Annotated in this window: 14 protein-coding genes; 2 read left to right on the top strand and 12 right to left on the bottom strand. The window is 43.2% G+C overall.

The genetic code is table 11. The features are described from left to right. Positions 1–39 precede the first annotated feature (39 nt). Positions 40–7290, bottom strand: coding sequence for an RHS repeat-associated core domain-containing protein (locus tag VEA_RS06755; RefSeq protein WP_006741733.1), 7251 nt, complete (start codon positions 7288–7290; stop codon positions 40–42). A 488-nt stretch (positions 7291–7778) separates the two neighbouring features. On the opposite strand from VEA_RS06755, the gene VEA_RS06745 reads away from it, so the two are divergent. Then, entirely contained in the window at positions 7779–8141 is a 363-nt protein-coding gene (locus VEA_RS06745; RefSeq protein ID WP_041852910.1) for a hypothetical protein, read from the top strand. A gap of 52 nt (positions 8142–8193) precedes the next feature. Here the strand turns inward: VEA_RS06745 and recR are convergent, their stop codons facing one another. The 7 genes from recR to VEA_RS06710 all read right to left on the bottom strand — a co-directional run bounded on the left by recR (position 8194) and on the right by VEA_RS06710 (position 13935). Further along, positions 8194–8793 (bottom strand): recombination mediator RecR, encoded by a 600-nt coding sequence (recR, locus tag VEA_RS06740; RefSeq protein ID WP_031780610.1) that lies wholly within the window; start codon positions 8791–8793, stop codon positions 8194–8196. A 30-nt stretch (positions 8794–8823) separates the two neighbouring features. Continuing rightward, positions 8824–9153, bottom strand: a complete 330-nt coding sequence (locus tag VEA_RS06735) for a YbaB/EbfC family nucleoid-associated protein (RefSeq protein WP_005380618.1) — start codon at positions 9151–9153, stop codon at positions 8824–8826. A 77-nt stretch (positions 9154–9230) separates the two neighbouring features. Next, positions 9231–11336, bottom strand: a complete 2106-nt coding sequence (dnaX, locus tag VEA_RS06730) for a DNA polymerase III subunit gamma/tau (protein WP_006741732.1) — start codon at positions 11334–11336, stop codon at positions 9231–9233. Between the two features lie 8 nt (positions 11337–11344). Continuing rightward, a complete protein-coding gene (gene apt / locus VEA_RS06725) occupies positions 11345–11890 on the bottom strand; it encodes an adenine phosphoribosyltransferase (RefSeq protein WP_005380615.1) in 546 nt (181 codons plus the stop codon). A 162-nt stretch (positions 11891–12052) separates the two neighbouring features. Then, positions 12053–12400: a YbaN family protein gene (locus VEA_RS06720; RefSeq protein WP_043884580.1), complete on the bottom strand. Its 348-nt coding sequence runs from the start codon at positions 12398–12400 to the stop codon at positions 12053–12055. 72 nt (positions 12401–12472) lie between these two features. Continuing rightward, complete coding sequence (locus VEA_RS24595) at positions 12473–12604, bottom strand: hypothetical protein (protein WP_005380608.1); 132 nt, start codon at positions 12602–12604, stop codon at positions 12473–12475. A 224-nt stretch (positions 12605–12828) separates the two neighbouring features. Beyond that, positions 12829–13935 (bottom strand): response regulator, encoded by a 1107-nt coding sequence (locus VEA_RS06710; RefSeq protein WP_005397213.1) that lies wholly within the window; start codon positions 13933–13935, stop codon positions 12829–12831. Between the two features lie 288 nt (positions 13936–14223). Here VEA_RS06710 and VEA_RS06705 point away from each other — a divergent pair, with 288 nt between their 5' ends. Further along, entirely contained in the window at positions 14224–15099 is an 876-nt protein-coding gene (locus VEA_RS06705) for a LysR family transcriptional regulator (RefSeq protein WP_005397211.1), read from the top strand. Between the two features lie 66 nt (positions 15100–15165). On the opposite strand, the gene purF is transcribed toward VEA_RS06705, so the two are convergent. From purF to folC, 4 genes are all read right to left on the bottom strand, one after another. Further along, positions 15166–16680, bottom strand: coding sequence for an amidophosphoribosyltransferase (purF, locus tag VEA_RS06700; RefSeq protein WP_005397209.1), 1515 nt, complete (start codon positions 16678–16680; stop codon positions 15166–15168). 36 nt (positions 16681–16716) lie between these two features. Then, positions 16717–17208 (bottom strand): CvpA family protein, encoded by a 492-nt coding sequence (locus tag VEA_RS06695; protein WP_005380590.1) that lies wholly within the window; start codon positions 17206–17208, stop codon positions 16717–16719. A gap of 61 nt (positions 17209–17269) precedes the next feature. Next, on the bottom strand, positions 17270–17863 hold the full coding sequence (locus VEA_RS06690; protein ID WP_012841546.1) for an SPOR domain-containing protein: 594 nt from the start codon (positions 17861–17863) through the stop codon (positions 17270–17272). Between the two features lie 14 nt (positions 17864–17877). Next, positions 17878–19140 (bottom strand): bifunctional tetrahydrofolate synthase/dihydrofolate synthase, encoded by a 1263-nt coding sequence (folC, locus tag VEA_RS06685; RefSeq protein ID WP_006741730.1) that lies wholly within the window; start codon positions 19138–19140, stop codon positions 17878–17880. Positions 19141–19156: the final 16 nt, after the last annotated feature.

Raw genomic sequence — 19156 nt, 5'->3', positions numbered from 1 at the left:
TCAAAAAAGCCGCTGAATTCAGCGGCTTTTGTCTTTTACCTAATCCCCTAACTGCGAATAAGGATAAATAGGATATGGTGCGACTAGTGCACCACCTGTATATATTGCAGCAGGCAGCATCCCAGAGAAACTATAAGCTTGAAACAAGTGGTTATACATTGTCCCTCCTTCTAACCAAAATCCAGTTATCTGGTCATATCCATGGAAGCCAAACAATCTCGAAACATCAGAGTTAAAGTAATCATGAACTTTAGATACTTTGTTAACGAAACGTCCTATGAGCCCATTCTCATTGTAAAGATGTGCGCCAGAAGCCTCTCGCGCCATACCTCCTTCCGTGAACAAAGTTTGCGTCGGTTTCTCGTTCCACATAGGCTTGCTACCACGAGTACCGTCAGTCAATAGCTCACCATCAACATTGTTCTTACAGACTGAGCCTGAGTTAGCAACTTCACAAGACCTAATCTTATAGCGATCTGTAACATTTTTCATGTACTCAAAGCTAAGCACAACAACTTGTGATAATGCGGCAAATTTTGCACCTTTTTCACATGAACCACCCGCGATCTCACCTGTAGCACAACCACCAGCTGCTGCGACACTTACTTTCGTGGCTGCATGTGCAAATCCTCTCGTTGGCTTAAAGCTATTGTAACCTCCGATAGCGCCTGTAATTGCACCAATCGCAGCCCCTTTGCCAACTCCGTTCCAGCTTTCACTAATGATCCCACCGGTTACAGCCCCACCAGTGGCGCCACCAAGTGCACCGGCAGCAATGGCATTAGTAAGAGACCCTGCAGAGAAGAAACTTGCACCAGCATCGGCTAGCAACACACTGTACGTACCACCACTGGCGACAGTGACGACGATCCCCACAACGATACCGACGATTTCTCTCGAGTAACGAGAGGTGAACTCTCGTACGTCGTTCCATTGACGTTTAAGTTCTTTTTTAATTCTCTTAAAGAAATGGCCAGAAGGATCGTTGTATTTAAGAGGATTATTGAGAACGTAGCTGTATCGATTGAATGATTGACTATTATCAGGAGCTTGTATGTAAACGTCAGCGCTGATAAATCGTGCTAATGTTGCATCATATAAACGACCGTTCATATGGATTAAGTCAACTTCATTAAGCATCTCATGCCCTGTAAATGCACGATTCAACAATACAGGTTGAGGCAACAACACATTGTCAGCTTTCCAAGTAAACGCTCTCTCTTTGCCCCAAGGGTCATATAGCTTACGGTCAACAATATTCCCCCACATATCACTTACCATATCAACCGATTTAAGCGCATCTGTATGGCTATAACGAATTTGGCGATCTACAGATGCATAGCTTCCTTGTCCATCAGTCTTCAATGAGTTCACATTTATAGCGACCAGACCATTCCCAGCATAAATGTACTGAGTTTGTTGAATGTCCCCGGATGCTAGCTCTTTTAACTCGTAGGACTTACCGAGGTACCAAGTTCTGCTTCCATCGCTACTACGCTTGCTGACTCGCTGATTCGACTCATCATATTTAAAGTCAACCCAGCCTTGTTCTTGCTGAATACGTGAAGGCTTGTTGAAGCCTGTCCATTCAATTGTTCTCCCTCCGCCAGATAGCATATTTCCGTTTTCATCGTAGCGATATGTATTATCCCCAGCTTGAGTTACCGCATGCTTGTGTAACGGATCTGCGTAGATATAATGACCAACGTCAGACTTATATTTGATATTGCCATTCGCAGCATAAGACATGGAATACTTTTTGTTAAATAACGGATTCTCAGCATGTGCTGCACCAATACCAGACAAATGGTAGTCTGTTAGTCGGTCTTGATCGTCGTAGTAGAAATTTTCTTGTATATCATTAACAAGATCTCGGCGACTCTGCACATTATCCATTCTGTCGTAGGTGTAATGAACGCCACGCAGCAGCTTGGAACCTTGCCTAGTGTATATATTGAGTAGTTGACCATTACTCTCATGATAATCGAAACTATTAACTAAGCCATTTCCTAAAACCTCTGATGTAATTCGACCTTCGGCGTCCATATCGTTGAGCTTCCAGTACGAAATCCGTCCATCAGCTGGGTTATCATCTTTGAGGGAACGTAGTGCATCTGACTCATTTTCAGATTCCACAGCTAGGTTATTGTACTTCTGTGAAACAAGCTTGACTTGCTTAACTAATTTTACTAGTTGTTCTGCAGCTAAAAGATAGCTATTTACACGTAATTCCGTTGTATCTTGCACATATTCAAGCCTATCTACTTCTTTTGAGAGTGAATTGAGTTCATCAAACATTTGACGCATTCTTTGATCATATAGCGGATCGTCCCTTTCCAAATCAAATGTCGCTAAACTTATACTTCCGCCATCAGAATAGTTGCCGTAGTACGCAGTTTGGTTTTGATTGATCAAACCTGCTTCAAAAGCAGCCCATTCATCAAGGCTTACCTCTCTTAGTAAGTTACCTTCAATCTTAAGATGGAAGTTAGGTTGCTGAACTACAGGTATCAAACCATTTCCAGAGACCACCACTGTCCTTGGGGAAACTTTGAAATAACGCTCGCCATATTCATTTGTGTACATATGTAATGGTCTAGTATGTAGCTCCGCCCTCATTTGGCGCGCAAATGCCTCATTTTCAGCCACTCCGTCAAATGAGATAAGCTGATCTTTAAGCTTCTGATACTCTTCCTTGCGTCGCTTGTAGAAGAATTGCTGCTCTTGTAAATCTTTTACTTTAACTAAATAATCTTTCGCTTTATTTAGGGCTTCATTGATTAGAGGCTCAATCACGTTGCGATATTCAGCTGCAGTGTAATTAACTTGAGCTTGAGAAATATCTCCCCAGACTTCCGTATTAATACCCGTTAAAGCATCTCGGGTGTAGTTTAGAGTAAACTTGTTAGGTCTATGTTCTCGAATTAGTTGCCCGTTAGAGTCATACTCTAAATCTCGTGCGAATGTGTGCTCTGGAGTAATCGTCTCTTCGCGTCTCAGTAAACCCAGACCGTTGTAGAAGTAGTTCTTAACCAGTTCTCCATCTACAGTTGCTTTTAGTAGCCCTCCTAACCAGACGCGTCCATCCACTTTGTCGTAAAACCATGCCTTTGTGGTGATGTGTGTTACTTCTTTCTCACTTTGCTTAACTTTGGATTCTACTTTCTCAGCGACTTTGCGACCTAAGTTGTCGTAAGCGAAATGAGTACTTTGACCTTTAGCATCAGTTTGATTAACGAGTTGACCAAAACCGTCATATTCATAAGTCCACAAACCTAGATCTGGATCATCTACTAAAGATTTATTGCCTTGAATATTGTACTCGGTACGAACTGTTTCTCCTTCTGACGCAATAGCAGATTTCAACATTCCATTGGCATAGAAGTCGTAGATAACTTTGCCACCATTCGGCTCCTGTTTCTCAATCTCCCAACCTAATACGTTGGTAAAAGTTTTAGAAACTCGACCTTTGGCGTCCGTTTTGGTTACTGTGAAAGGACCGTAAGAATAAGAAATCCAGCTGTCTTCTTTACCTGCAGGACCAGGTTCTTTTATCGAAATGACTCTTCCTAATTTGTCGTACTGAGTGACAATATACTGAGGAATATCACCTTGGTAATAAGGTTTTGAAGCAGAGACTAAATTGCCAAATGCATCATAGCCAGAATCAACGAAAACCCACTTACCGTTTACCGATAAAGAGGCTCTTCTCACTTCTCTTTCTAAAAAGTCAAAAAAGCTGATCTTCTTGCCTGAGTTTTTCGATTGATTGATAACACAGTAACTCGCATTGTTAACATTGAATAAGCAACGACTGTCTCCCGCAGGAAAGCGACTGATCTCAGATTTTACAGAAGTGTTTACAACAGACACCTCGGCTTCTCTACCAAAACCATCGAGTTTTGTCGAAGTAGAAAGACCGTTTTCATCAACTTTTACAATTAGCCCTGACAATAGATCAACAGTTTGAGACGAGACGTGTCCAGCAGGGTTTGTCACCTCGGTTACAACACTATTCCCTACGTAGGAATGTTTAAAGGAAGTAGAGCGAGTTTCTAATCTCCCCCCGTTAGTCGCAGTAACGCTTTCTTTAGTAACAATACCGTTTCCATCTCGCTCTTTGATGGTAACCATGGAATATGGCGTATTTGGTAGCGTCGTGTGCTCACGCAACAAACCGGTTTCATTGTCATATTTAAAAGTAGCCTCTTGAGAGATCCTGCTACCATCGCTGTGAATGTAAGTTGTTTTAGTCGAATCGAGCAACCCGATTAACCAAGAATCTACCTTATTTACATACGCGTTTTGGGTAATTTCAACAAACGTGTCACTATAACCGGTGACCGGATTAAGTCCGGTTGTTGTCGTTGTAATTTTACCAACATTCAGAAATGTATCGACATCACTCTGCTCTACGGTAACTGTACTAAGAAGTTCACCACTTTCAGAGTATTGGTAGTCCTTTCGTTCTGAGGTATAAAATGCAAAGGTGTTACCGACTGTTGGAGTTTCAACCCATTCGACGATTTCATCGTATTCTGTAGCTGTGATCGCCTTCACGAATCGAGCTTGACCAGATAATGCAGATAGCTCGCGATTCAAATCATCCGATACTGGCGTCATGAGCCACACTGGTATTTGATCTTCTAGTACCGTTGTTCGCTCCTCAACCAAAGAAAACTCTGTGGCAGGAATCATGATTGGCATCAGTGTTGAACCGCCAACAGGAACAAATTTGTCAGCGCTTGCTGCGTATTTTTGATCTTTGTATTCGATAAGCTTATAACCCTTTAAATGCTTATCTGCTGCAGAAGACAGCTGTTGGAAACTTTTAACGATTTGCGTAGCACTGAACTCTTTTTTTAGCGTCTTAAATTCAAATTCAGATTCGGAACTTTTACTAAGCTCTCTAAAGTTCCAAAAGTCATCCGATCTACAATCACCGCAACCATTTAACCACTTTTGTCCATTCGCAAAATAGTCGGTTTGCTTTTTCAATGTGCCTGAGTAAGGAAATTCTGTATTAAATTGAAACTCTTGGTTGAGAGTGTTTTTTTCATTAACAAAGCTTCGCTGTCGAATCCATTCGAAACCATTGTGTTTTAGACCATCTTTAGAGCGCTTTGCAGGACCATATTGGAATAAGTAGTTATTTTTTCCATGTCCGTTGTCGGTCTCAAGACGATAAGCTACAGGGAAAGAGCCTGGTAAGTTAAAAAGACCAGAATCATCAGACTTAAAAGAGTCAGAAGGCGTGTGATTACCGTATGGGCCAAACCATACTGAAGAAATATGTCCTAGACCATTTGTCACTTTTTCAAGCAATAATGGAGAATGGTTGCTCTGAGCAGTGGTTTGACATTCTAGACGGTTAGATCTCTTCTTACAGAGCTCAAACTTACCATCTTGGTTCAAATCAATGAATGAGTTAAAACCAGTCCCCCAATTATCAACATCAAATTCATATTGGTACTTATAAGCGTTGACACATTGGACCTTGTTACCGACGCCACGGCAGAAATCTATAACACCATCCTGATCCAAATCGAGCCACCAACGTTTATCTACGCTCCCGAGCTCGCCTGTCCAATCATCACTTTTAACAAACTCTATATCGTCTTCGAATTTATGCAACGAACCAAGAGAGCCAAGAGAACAAGTTAGATTAACTGTTTTGCTAGCATCGTTATCCGTCATGCGACAAAAGTCGATGGCATTATCGCCATTCACATCCACCCACCAACGGGAATCTGGCTGACCTACAGAACTAATTGGAAAACTAATATTTTTTTGAACTAGATATTTACCCGAAAAAGACGTGCACTTAATCGTTTGCCCTTCGACAGAACAAAGTTCACTACCACCATCGCCATTTATATCGGTCCAATAAGTGTCTTTAATTTGCCCCCATTCTATGCCACGAACGTGTACTGAATCAGACCACTCGCCATCTTCTTTGGGTTCACTGCATAAAAGTTCATCACCTATACGACGACAGTACTCTGGTACGCCATTACCATCCATGTCCCTCCACCAACGGAAGTCCTTCATCCCGGAGTTCAACACAATCCAAGAAAGTTGTGTCGTTGTATTATTTGAATGAAAAGCATCACAAAGTAATTTGCCATCATCTATACGACAAAACTCTGTTTTACTATCACCATTTATATCTAACCACCAATGGCTATGAGCGTCTCCCCACTGACTTATATTGTAGGTGCGAGCGACACTAGATTGAGACACATCCATGTGGCAAGTAAATCCATGGGCATCAGTCTTACAGAAGTCACCTACGCTATTCCCATCAATATCAACCCACCAACTTCTATTAGCATTTCCCCAATCACTAGGGATAGTGTTTTTCCCCCAATGACCTAAGTCAATATTAGCGATTTTCTCATCAAAGAATATCTGGCCTTTCATTGGGCTTTTATGTTCCTTCCAATCAAATTGAGTGGCAGGTAAACAATCATCCTTCGCATCGCAATATGTAATACTATCAATAAAGGAGGCACCAAGACCTTCGATTACCTCCTTATAACCCAGTCGGTAATAATTTTTTATTTTATTGTTTATACTTATATCAATTCTTGTCAGCTTTGATTCATACCTATGAACATTTCCGTCTATCTTATAATGTTTTGTAGGAATACCACTATTGATAGGAAGATAATTAAAGACAACACTGAAAGAATCGTAATGTATCGATGATATCTGGCCTAAATTATCATAGTTATAAGAGATACTCTCTGAACTTGGGTTGCTTTTATAGGAGCTCAACAACCAACTCTTCGAAAGGTTATTATAATGATATTCTTCAACAGCACCGCTTTTATCATGCTTAATGAAGTAACTTGATGCTGCATTTGAATCACCATTCAGAATAATTTTTGACTGGTTATCTACGTGTAAACGGTATTCAGAGCCATCTTTGCCAGTTACACCTTTTTCACCAATTAAACGCGTGCCATTTAAGCAAAAATTATCAGTAAAACTATAAGTCACTGAGCTTACTTGCCCTTCAATCGCTTGATGGTCACCACACCTTTTTATGGCAGACAGGCCGCTAAGCGAGAAGCCGCCCCCTAGTTCAGACCTTACGGGCCCAGAGCTTGAGTAGCTTAGCGCTAGATTAGGAGCTATACCCCCTTTCCCAGCTGGTAGTGTTATCGGTATTTGATAATATGCGACACCCTTGTCGATCGATAGCTCTCCGGGCAAAGTACCGATCGTTTGTGCTATTGCAGGAATAGACAACCCCGCAAAGATTACACCTAGCCAATTTTTCATTTAACTGCCTTTCAATTAGATAGTTCTGATATTTGATTTTCTAAATTAGTAATTCTTTTATTTATATTTTCGGACTGTTCTTCTGAATCACCTTCCAAAATCCGACTCTTTAACAGTTCAGTTCTCAGCATTTTTATAGAGTTATCATACTTTGAAAAGCTAGTTACATTCAAAGTATCCATCTTCTTATTTTCCTTTAGATTTTCATCATTATTCTTATATGAGAAGTTGAGCCTAAAAACGTAGCCAACAGTCGCAATAATTATGACCAACAAAAATGCACACAAGGATAACTTGGTTTTAACAGGCATGTATATGACACTAAATTGACAAAACCAGGCAATATAATAAAAAAAACCAAACTTCATATATCAAAAACAAAAATGCGTGATAGACATCACAAACAAATTAATATCTTAATATTTAAGTTTATTAATAATATTCAGTGAATATTATAGCTAAAATCTAATATCAACATGGCTAGAAAGATGAAAAAAAAACTAATTGGCATACTCACTATTCTATTATCGTTTAGCTCACTTGCTGAAACTAATGCTGGCTCAGGGCAGAAGTGGTATGGACCATTCACGATTGATAAGGTAGCTCGTTACTGGGATGGTGGACACAAGATGTCAGTTCATGTTAATGAAACACCAGAGACTCCCTGTGAAGTGTCGAATAGCGAGAAGAAGTTTACTTATCTACCAGATAGCCAACCGACCTCTATGGACTTATTCTCAGCTGTAGCAACTGCTCAAGCTCAAAACAAAAAGGTTATGCTTCTTATTGATAAAAGTTGTCATAATGTTTTGGGACTGAACGTTCATGGTGTAGAAATACTAAGCAACTAACTTACCCCAAACTCCCAAAATCAAAAAAGCCGCTGAATTCAGCGGCTATTTATTAAATTCTGTGTCGACCTAACAGCGAGTGTGACAACGTCGTGCCATCGACAAGCTCAAGTTCTCCACCGACAGGCACACCATGCGCGATGCGGCTGGCATCAACTTGGTGTTCTTTACATAGCTCTGCGATGTAATGTGCAGTGGCTTCTCCTTCAACCGTCGGGTTTGTTGCTAAAATCACTTCGGCTATATCACCGCGACGTAAGCGGTAATCAAGCACATCCAGTCCAATATCACTTGGACCAATACCGTCTAGTGGTGACAAATGTCCCATAAGAACAAAGTATCGACCAGAATACTGGCCCGTTGCTTCGACTGCAGCAATGTCTGCCGGGCTTTCTACCACACAAATTTGACCATTTTCTTGGCGTTTTGGGTTAGTACAAATATGACAGACTTCTTCTTCGGTGAAGGTTCGACACTCAGTACAATGACCGATTTCTGTCATTGCCTGGCTAAGCGCATCTGCAAGTTGCAAACCGCCTTTTCTATCGCGCTGTAACAAATGAAAGGCCATACGCTGCGCCGACTTGGGGCCAACCCCAGGTAGACAACGTAAGGCCTCCATCAATTGCTCCAGCATATGACTGGTACGCATTAAAAGTCCGCTTAATTAAATATCAGCAGATTAGAATGGCATTTTCATACCTGGTGGTAGTTGCATACCGCCAGTTACAGAAGCCATTTTCTCTTTTTGAGTTTCTTCAACACGACGAGCCGCATCGTTGAACGCCGCAGCGATCAAATCTTCAAGCATTTCTTTGTCGTCTTCCATCAAACTTTCATCGATGTCAACACGACGTACGCTGTGACTACCAGTGATAGTAACTTTAACTAGGCCAGCACCAGACTCGCCAGTTACTTCCATATTCGCGATTTCTTCTTGAAGCTTTTGCATGCGATCTTGCATTTGCTGGGCTTGCTTCATTAGGTTGCCCATACCGCCTTTACCAAACATGTTTATCTCTCTGGTTTAATGAGGTGTTGCATCAATTAATGGGGTTATACCTTTGGGTTTTCAACCCCATTCCATTATTAGATAGGGCGCACACTATCTTTATCAAGCTCTGCAGCAAAACGACGTTCAATAAATTGAACATTTGGATCGTTTTCTAAACTATTCAGAGCTTGCTGTAATTTCTCTTGATAGAGCCTATCTCTAAGTTCAAGTGGTGTTTCTCCACTCTCCCCTATTTCGATGCTCATGTGGCACTCTTCACCTAACACGGTATTAAGTGCTTTAAGCAATTCGGCTTGAGCTCTATCAGTATTCAAATGAGCTTGGCTGCTTCTCAATAGTAACGAAACGGTTGTTCCTTCCTTACTATAATGAGAGTTTAGCGCAAGTTGCTCTACCAGCTTAGGGATCTCCATTAAGCTGATTAGCTTCGCCCATTCATTATGTTCTAACGATTCATCGATGAGCTTTTGTGCCATTTCAGGCGTTTTCTCATGCTCAAGTGCCTGCTTGAGCTGCGTAGGTGTCAGTTTTGTATTCACTTTTGTCTCAACAGGCTTGCTTGGACGCCAGCGATACGCTTCCTCAACTTGTGGCTCCGTCGACTTCGGAGCTGAGTTTGGCGACACCTGCGCGGAATTGCCATGCAATTGCGCTACTCGGTCGATGACCGATTCTGGTTGTGCAGATGCCGCTTTAGGCTTTTTTGAGCCACCATTTTGAGGAGTGTTCTGTTGTAGGCCTTGACGCTGAGAACGTAATTGGTGACGTAAACCGCTTAGACCACCGCGCGCCGGTGTTGAAACGCTCTCTTGCACTTGTTGAGGTGGCGTTTCATGCTGCGGCGCTGGGTTTTCGCTCATCGGCGGCGCCATATCATACTGTGGCGGAACCGTCTCATATCCACTCGCGTGATACTCAGGTTGTGAATTGGATGAAGGTTGAGGCGCCACTTGTGGTGTGCTTTGCGCTGGACTCGGCTGCTGAGTTCGAGGAGCAACTACTGTCTGAGCTGGTGCAGTCTTTGGCTGACTGGCACTTTGAGCTGGGGCTGAAGCTGGTTCGCAGTTACTAGAAACAACATTTGCCCCACTGTTATTTGATGGGCGGAACGCCATCATACGCAGCACAATCATTTCCAAACCGACTCGCCCATTTGGCGAGAGAGTCAAATCTTCACGACCTTTCAATGCAATTTGATAGTAAAGCTGCACATCTTGCGGGCTTAGTGCTTTACTCAATAATTCGATCTTTTCTGCATCTGGCTGCGCTCGGTCTAGCGACGCTGGCAACGCTTGATACATCGCAATTCGATGAAGCTGTGTTGCGACTTGCTGCAACAAGCCATCCCACTCAACACCATTTGCTGCTAATTGCTGGATTTTATCCATGGCTTGTTGAGGTTGCTTGCTGCTGATTGACTCTAGTAAGTGAATCGCTTGGTCGGTATCAATCGTCCCCAACATGTGGCTGACAATATCAGTTTGCACCGCACCGTTACCTAAAGCAATTGCTTGATCGGTCAAGCTGAGAGCATCACGCATACTGCCATCTGCAGCATGTGAAATCATACCCAGTGCTTTTGGTTCTGCCGATACTTGCTCTTGACCCAAAATGTAGTCAAGTTGCTGATGAATATCATCAACGCTGATCGGTTTGAGATGGAACTGTAGACAACGCGACAATATAGTAACTGGCAGCTTTTGTGGATCGGTTGTCGCGAGTAAGAACTTCACATACTCTGGCGGCTCTTCCAGGGTTTTCAACAACGCATTGAAAGAGTGACGCGATAGCATGTGTACCTCATCGATGAGGTACACTTTAAAACGTCCACGAGCAGGTTTGTATTGAACGTTGTCTAACAGTTCGCGAGTGTCTTCAACTTTAGTACGTGATGCCGCATCGATTTCAAGAAGATCGACAAAGCGACCTTCATCAATTTCACGACAAGTATCGCACTTACCACAAGGTGTCGCGGTAATACCGGTTTCGCAGTTCAAGCCTTTGGCAAACAACCTACCGATACTCGTTTTACCCACACCACGAGTCCCGCTGAACAGATAAGCATGGTGTAAACGGTTTTGCGCCAGTGCGTTTTCCAACGCCGTCAGGACATGTTTTTGTCCGACAACTTGGTCAAACTGATTAGGACGCCATTTTCGCGCTAAAGCTAAATAACTCATTGAATGTATTAATGTCCTTCAAAATCGCAAATGCTGTATACGTTTAGACCTAGTGCTTCTAAACGTTTATCACCACCGATTTCTGGTAGGTTGATAACGAACGCAGCGTGCTCAACTTCACCGCCCAGTTGGCGAATCAGCTTAGTCGTCGCTTCAATAGTACCGCCCGTTGCCAATAAATCGTCGACAACCAGTACTTTGTCGCCTTCAACGATGGCATCTGTATGGATTTCTAGTGTATCAACGCCGTATTCAAGCTCATAAGATTGAGCAACAGTAGGACGTGGTAGCTTGCCTGGTTTACGTACTGGTACAAAACCAACACCTAGCTCAAGCGCTAAAGGCGCACCAAATAAAAAGCCACGAGCTTCCGTACCCACAACCTTGGTAAAGCCCATATCTTTGTAACGTTCAACAAGTAAGTTGATCGTCGCTTGGTATGCTTTTGCGTCTTCAAGAAGGCTCGTCACATCACGAAATAGAATGCCTGGCTTTGGGTAGTCTTGGATGCTTTTGATGCTAGATTTGATCAGTGAAATTGTTTCTGTAGTCATAATACCGATTTACTTAGATTGGCTCATCGCCCTCTCTAATCGCAGTATCACGAGGGCAACGAACAATAGGTTTTCACCACTATGTGCTTATTTTCGTAAGAGTCACAGGCGCTGAAAATACAAACGCCCACTCGAAGAGCGGGCACACTATTCTCTACAATCTTAGTGATTTTCTTCTCTGTCAGCAACCAACTCAATCACAGGCAGACGCATAAACCAGCCGAGTAAAACGATTAGCATCACTAAAAGACCAATTTTCACCCAAACAAGGGGAACAACAACGATTGAAACCATGAAACTAAGTGCAATAAAAATGGCGCCACGCTGTTTTACTTTTGAAGTAACAGCCCGGTGCTTATGCCAATTATCGAGAATCGGTCCAAACGTTTTGTGGTTATGTAGCCAATGATGAAATGCGGGGCTACCACGCATAAAACATGCACTAGCAAGTAGAATGAAAGGAGTGGTGGGTAAAAGCGGAAGGGCTATGCCGGCAATGCCGAGCACAATACAGAGTCCACCAACGGTATTGAAAAAGTAACGCTTAATACGAATGGTGAACTCCGGTACAAAATAGCTAGATTAAAAGCCTGCGTAACCATTCATTACACGAAGCCAGGTTAGCGTTGCAGGTAGTGTTGGAATTAAAAGTACTGCAATGAAACCTAAAAAGTAAAAAATATTATAAGGCTCTTTAAAATCTTTGTCTGCCATGATGTATCTTCTCACTAGTTGACTTTGCTTCTCCCAAGGCACAGCGTTAAATTATCGTTGCACAAATGGGTCATTATTGTTTTAGGCGTTGACTATACCTTAAACAGCTAAATCTAAACACCAGCAAAAAGTAAGGTTATTGTTCGGGCATTTGTTGTTTTTTGTGGTTCTAAAAAGACAATAAGCAGCGCCGAGACGCTGCTTATTGTGTTATGAAGTCAGAATTATACCAGTCTTGATTTCCGGGCAATATTTAAGCTAAAACTTGAAGAGCCTAAACAACCGATGGATAACTGACCAGCAACACCTAGCGGTAAATCTCGGGTTATGAAGTTTTTCATACTTCCTGCCCCTAAACAGTTACCTGCCGCGATATGTTGATTAGTATTTCCGTCAGACCAATGGCTATCTAAACCCGCAGGCAGGATAGAAACGGAGGACGAAGCCAGATCAGCGACACCAAATACAGCATTAACCGCACCAGCGCACTCTGAACACTCGATTCCTTTTTCAATGATCCCTACCATATCCTTCAGATCAGCACTGAAACTCTTCAAATTACGCAGGTAATCGTCAAACAAAGCCCTAACAAGCAATGTCGTCGCGACACCATCATTACTCTGGGAAGCAGAGTCAACGAGATAGAACGCAAATTGCCCGTTCATTAACCAACGATAATCAAACACCAGTGGCATAACGTCCGTCGATTGCAATAAACGGTATGAGCAGCGCCAATCACCTTGAGAAGCATCTTTCTCTGGCAATAGAGCATGCAGTAAATCTCTTGCAGCACTCGGGTTCTGCTGCAAATACTCTAGATGCCAGTGAAGCTCTTGCTCATCTGGGATTTCGCCACCGTCATCGACTCGGAACCACTGACTTGAAAAGTCTCGCTGTTCTGAGAAATGGCTATCGGTATCTTCGAGCGTATTGTCTATCGCCTGAGATAGGTGCTCATAATTACCTATCGGTTTAGGAAGAAAATCTTTAATACCAAATCGCAACGCTTTCGCGACATCGGACATTTCATCCGTGCCGGATACCACGATAAGCGGCAAGTATGGATATTCAAGACTGACTTCTTCGACGAATTCAATGCCATCTAATACCGGCATCGATAAATCACACAAGATAAGATCGGGTTGGCATTCCCTGAGTTGTTGAAGCGCCTCTAGGCCGTTTTCAGCTTCTACTACTTTAAAACCCTGACTTTCTAAATAAGCATTGGTTACTTTACGAAATATTGGATCATCATCCACCAACATAATTAGTTTTTGATTAACCACTTCCTGTGCCGAGACCATTGCCGTTTGACTGTGAGTCTTAAACATACCTTTACACCTCACAAAGCTAAGTCAAAAAACAGATTTATTATTAAGTCATTATTTTTGTTGTGTTTACATCCGGCGAAACGTTGCGCAGCAAGACTTGAGGCCGTTCCGCCTTGTTATAAAACGTAGCTTGAAAACGGCGTTTATACAAATATTACGGGGTATAACAGTATTTACTCAAACAGGGTTGCTGTGTTCAAATGATGCAACATGTTGACTTAAAGCAAGCTTTGATCACAAAGTTAATTATAAATTAGCCGTAATCGGTAATTTAATGTGTCTGGAAATATGAAATTAGATGACTTAAACCTGTTTCGACTGGTTGTCGAAAATGGGAGCTACACCGCAACTTCGCGAAAAACCATGATCCCGGTTGCGACCATCACCCGACGCATTCAAGCGCTAGAAGACTCTGTCAATCTTCGACTGTTGAACCGTCACGCTCGCAAACTCTCGCTTACAGAAGCCGGGGAACGTTTTTACCATGAGTGCTCTCCTTTGCTACAAAGGCTAACCACGGCAGCAGAGGAAATCACTGACGACTGCCGAGGAGCATCAGGCAAGATTAAGATATCGGCGCCTTATAACTTAACTAAGCGCATGATGATGCCGATGTTCAACAGCTTTATGAAGCAGTATCCGGACATCAATATCGAACTAACGACAGAAAATAATGCAGACAAGCTTGACCCTACTGAATGGGATGTCATTTTTCGAGTGGGGCCCCAACGTGATTCTAGCCTGATCGCACGCAAGATTGGCGAAGTGAAGGATATTCTTGTCGCAAGTCCTGACTACCTTGCCTCGAATCCAGCACCAAACCACGCAGAAGAGCTCTCTAACCATTCATTACTAAAAGGCTACCCTCTGATCAAGTGGACCTTAATTAATAGCAAAGGCGAGTCTGTCGTAAACGTTGATCGTGGTCGCTTTCAGGCGAATGCACTAAATGTAGTACGCAGTGCTTGTTCCGAAGGTTTAGGCATCACGCTAATGCCAGATGTCATGATCAAAGAATACATCGAAAGCGGCGATTTGGTACGCATACTGCCAGATTGGAGTGCAAACCCGCGCGACATTTATATGCTTTACAACCACAAAGATCACCTGCCAGAGAAAGTTCGTCTCTTTATCGACTTTGTGATCGCTTACAACATTCACTAATTCGATAGCGAATACAAAAAACCAGAGCCGGAGCTCTGGTTTTTTTACGCCTCAAGAAAACGCCTATTATGCGCCTTCGTTATGCAGCTCTAGGTTTGCTAAATCCTGTTGGATTTCAAGTTGTGTTTTCGCATCATCGTTACGAAGACCATCTAAGAAGTCTAGGTATTGTTGGTCAATATCACCCGTTACGTATTCGCCGTTAAACACGGATGTATCGAACTGAGTAATATCTTGGTTTCCAAGGCCGACAGCCTCAACTAAGTCTTCTAGACGTTGATAAATCAATGCATCAGCACCAATCTGCTTACAAATTGTATCGTTGTCGCGGCCATGAGCAATAAGCTCGGTAGCACTTGGCATATCAATGCCGTACACGTTCGGGAATCGAACTTCTGGTGCTGCTGATACCATGTACACTTTCTTCGCACCAGAATCACGTGCCATTTCGATGATTTGTTCTGACGTAGTACCACGAACGATAGAGTCATCCACCAGCAACACATTCTTATCTTTGAACTCCGAACGAATTGCATTCAACTTGCGACGTACAGATTTCTTACGTTGTTGCTGACCAGGCATGATAAACGTACGTCCCACGTAACGGTTTTTCACGAAGCCTTGGCGGTAAGGGATATCGATCGCTTGAGCGATTTGAAGTGCTATGTCGCACGACGTTTCAGGGATAGGAATAACGACATCAATATCAAGATTTGCGTAGTCTTCACGAATACGTTCGCCTAACTTTTTACCCATTTCAACGCGAGCGCTGTATACCGAAATTTTATCGATGAACGAGTCTGGACGAGCAAAGTACACGAACTCGAAAATACAAGGGTTCAGCTTAGGATTATCTGCACACTGCTTCGTGTACAGTTCACCATCAAACGTTGCGTAGATTGCCTCACCAGGTGCAACATCACGGACAAAATCAAAACCGACGGCATCCAATGCTACCGATTCAGACGCAACCATGTACTCCGCTCTGCCATTAACTTCACGCTTACCTAAACACAGCGGGCGAATACCGTGTGGGTCACGAAACGCAATCATACCATGACCAATGATCATGGCAGTCACAGCGTAAGCACCACGAATTGTGCGATGCACATTGGTGACTGCGCGGAATACGTCTTCTGTCGTGACATTTCCTTTTACTGAGTCAATTTCGTGTGCCAGTACATTTAGTAATACTTCGGAGTCTGAAGTGGTATTGATATGACGGCGATCTTTTTCAAACAGCTTTTGACGAACTTCGTTAGCGTTGGTCAAGTTGCCATTGTGGGCAAGTGTAATACCGAAAGGAGAGTTTACGTAGAAAGGTTGAGCTTCTGAAGCGCTTGAGCTGCCTGCTGTTGGGTAACGAACATGACCAATTCCGACCTCGCCTTGCAGGCGCTGCATATGTCTTGCTTCAAATACATCCTTGACTAAACCGTTCGCCTTGCGCAGACGAAAACGATTGCTTTCTATGGTACAAATACCAGCGGCATCTTGGCCACGATGCTGTAACACCGTTAACGCGTCATAAATAGACTGGTTTACAGGCGTTGTGCCCACGATTCCAACAATACCACACATGTCCTAATCCTCGATTTGCGACAGTAGCTGGCACTACTAGATAGTGCCAGACAGAAAACTTGATGTTGCTTGTAAATGCTCGAAGAATGGGGCGATGATACGGCTGAACTCAGGGATCAACTGTGAATCTTTCCACCAATCCGAGCTTGGGAATGCAGTAAACGCATCCATAAAAAACAGCACCGCAGAAACAATTAAGACTCCGCGTAGACCACCAAATACAATCCCAAGAATTCGGTCCGTACCTGATAGCCCTGTTTTTTGTACCAGTTGACCAATGACGTAATTCACCACTGCACCAACTACCAAGGTCGCGACAAATAAAGCCGCAATCGCCGCTCCGTTACGAAACATGTCATCTTCGATGTTGGTGAAGTACACCGCCAATTTGGCGTAGTAGTTGCTGGAGATAAAAAACGCTCCAAACCAAATCACCAAAGACAAAGCTTCTTTAGCAAAACCGCGAACTAAACTGATCAGAGCTGAAAATCCGATCACACCTAAAATGATAAAATCTATCCAATTCATGTTTTCTTCATCTTAAGTTGGCGCGCATTTTAACAGAAAAAATGCTGACGCAAACGTTTTCTTATGGATTTAATGGCTTAAATTTAAGCAATTGACCTTTTGAGCCTGTAATTTTTTGTAATTCCTTGACTTGTCGTTCAAGTTTACTTTTTGACACATCAGGACCAACAATCACTCTCGTAAACTCGTTTTCTTTCTTTGTATGAGCTTGATAGCCACGCTTTTGCAAATCAGCGACAAGCGCGACCGCATTTTCGTGATTCTTAAGCGCCATCAACTGAATGATCCAAGCAGAATCTTCATATTGATTTTTTTCTTGCACAGGACGAGCGGCCACCTCAACTTGCTCTGGCTGTTTGATGACCTCTGGTTTAGGCGTCGGCGTTGGGTCAGGCTCAGAAGCAGCCACTTGGGCGCCCTCTTGCTCCTGCACCACCGCTTCAACTGGAGAGTCCGGTAACGCTATGTCGTCTTCCACTGGCTCTAATATTTCGAAGTTTTCCACATCACTATCAAGTTCAGGTTTGATAGGAATACTGGCAAATTCTTCTTTGTAGTGCAGTTTCTTACCATCTAGCACATCGGGAAGAACAATCACTCCGACTGCGACTAGAATGATGGTGCCGACTAAACGACTTTGGAATTTACTTGCCATCAAAATACCTTTACTTATTTATTATTTGATTGCCAATGTTCCAATACCTCTCCGACGGTATGGAATGAGCCAACCACCAGAATAACGTCTCCTGTCTTTGCGTGGCTTCTCGCACTCTCGAAGGCGTCAACAGGGTTTTCAAAATGAACTTGCCCATCAGGTAAGTATTGGCACAATTCATCAGCTGTCGCCGCTCTCGGTCCGGTTAGCGACGCTGGATACCATTGTGTTGCAATTGGAGTTAGCGCTTCAATGGTTGCTTTAATGTCTTTGTCATGCAGCATCGCGACCACAATATGGATATTCTTACCCAAATATTGGTGCTTCACTCTCTCTACCAAATACTCAGCAGAGTGCGGGTTATGAGCGACATCAAGGACTATTTCAGGTTCGTGATGCAGTACCTGCATACGCCCTGCCAGGCGAGCATTATTCAAGCCATTAACAATGTTTATGTCAGTGATTTGCAATTCCGATGCTCCTAACGCCATCAATGCTGTTGCCGCATTTTGTAGCGGTAACGATGGGACAGGTAAATCCTCTAACGCAAATGCACCACTGCTCCACTTCCAACCATTATTAGTTAGTTGATAATCATACTGAATACCCACTTGAAAGAACTCAGAGCCAATATCGTCAGCATGAGCTGCCACAGTCGCCGGTGGCGTTGGTTGACCACAAATTGCTGGCTTCCCTGGACGGTAAATGCCTGCCTTTTCAAAACCAATGACATTGATGTCATCACCAAGCCAATCCACATGATCGATCGCTAAGCTCGTAATAACAGAAACATCATGGTCAACAACGTTGGTGGCGTCTAGACGGCCGCCAAGTCCTACTTCAAGCAACACAACGTCGACTTTCTCTGCTTGGAAAATACGTAGCGCAGCAAGCGTACCGAATTCAAAGAGGCTAAGGCTGATATCACCACGCTGCTTTTCTACATAGTCGAATGCTTCACAGTGCTTTGCATCTACAACGTCGACGCCATTAATGCGTACACGCTCGTTGTAACGAATCAGGTGCGGAGAGCTGTAAACACCGACTGAATAGCCAGCATCGAGTAAAATGGCTTCCATTAACGCACACGTTGAGCCTTTGCCATTGGTGCCGGCAACAGTGATTACGGTTGGAGCTGGTTTGGTAAGATTGGCTTTGTTTGCTACCGCTTGGACACGGTCTAAGCCTAGATCAATTGCTGAGGAATGAATATTTGCTAAATAATCAAGCCACATCTCTAATGAAGATGTGGCTTGAGGAATTGGGTTTTGGGTCATCTAACTTTAACCATTA

This window comes from Vibrio antiquarius (assembly GCF_000024825.1).
In the GTDB taxonomy this organism is placed as follows: domain Bacteria; phylum Pseudomonadota; class Gammaproteobacteria; order Enterobacterales; family Vibrionaceae; genus Vibrio; species Vibrio diabolicus.
Note: the sequence above shows the minus strand (reverse complement) of the source record. Positions and strands in the feature narration are given on the sequence as shown.

What these genes read in the sequence shown, in the direction of transcription:
- apt (WP_005380615.1), bottom strand. Translation starts at nt 11,890, where the DNA reads ATGACTACAGAAACAATTTCACTGATCAAATCTAGCATCAAAAGCATC.
- VEA_RS06745 (WP_041852910.1), top strand. Translation starts at nt 7,779, where the DNA reads ATGAAAAAAAAACTAATTGGCATACTCACTATTCTATTATCGTTTAGC.
- dnaX (WP_006741732.1), bottom strand. Translation starts at nt 11,336, where the DNA reads ATGAGTTATTTAGCTTTAGCGCGAAAATGGCGTCCTAATCAGTTTGAC.
- VEA_RS06755 (WP_006741733.1), bottom strand. Translation starts at nt 7,290, where the DNA reads ATGAAAAATTGGCTAGGTGTAATCTTTGCGGGGTTGTCTATTCCTGCA.
- recR (WP_031780610.1), bottom strand. Translation starts at nt 8,793, where the DNA reads ATGCGTACCAGTCATATGCTGGAGCAATTGATGGAGGCCTTACGTTGT.
- VEA_RS06735 (WP_005380618.1), bottom strand. Translation starts at nt 9,153, where the DNA reads ATGTTTGGTAAAGGCGGTATGGGCAACCTAATGAAGCAAGCCCAGCAA.
- VEA_RS06710 (WP_005397213.1), bottom strand. Translation starts at nt 13,935, where the DNA reads ATGTTTAAGACTCACAGTCAAACGGCAATGGTCTCGGCACAGGAAGTG.
- VEA_RS06695 (WP_005380590.1), bottom strand. Translation starts at nt 17,208, where the DNA reads ATGAATTGGATAGATTTTATCATTTTAGGTGTGATCGGATTTTCAGCT.
- VEA_RS24595 (WP_005380608.1), bottom strand. Translation starts at nt 12,604, where the DNA reads ATGGCAGACAAAGATTTTAAAGAGCCTTATAATATTTTTTACTTTTTA.
- VEA_RS06705 (WP_005397211.1), top strand. Translation starts at nt 14,224, where the DNA reads ATGAAATTAGATGACTTAAACCTGTTTCGACTGGTTGTCGAAAATGGG.
- folC (WP_006741730.1), bottom strand. Translation starts at nt 19,140, where the DNA reads ATGACCCAAAACCCAATTCCTCAAGCCACATCTTCATTAGAGATGTGG.
- purF (WP_005397209.1), bottom strand. Translation starts at nt 16,680, where the DNA reads ATGTGTGGTATTGTTGGAATCGTGGGCACAACGCCTGTAAACCAGTCT.
- VEA_RS06690 (WP_012841546.1), bottom strand. Translation starts at nt 17,863, where the DNA reads ATGGCAAGTAAATTCCAAAGTCGTTTAGTCGGCACCATCATTCTAGTC.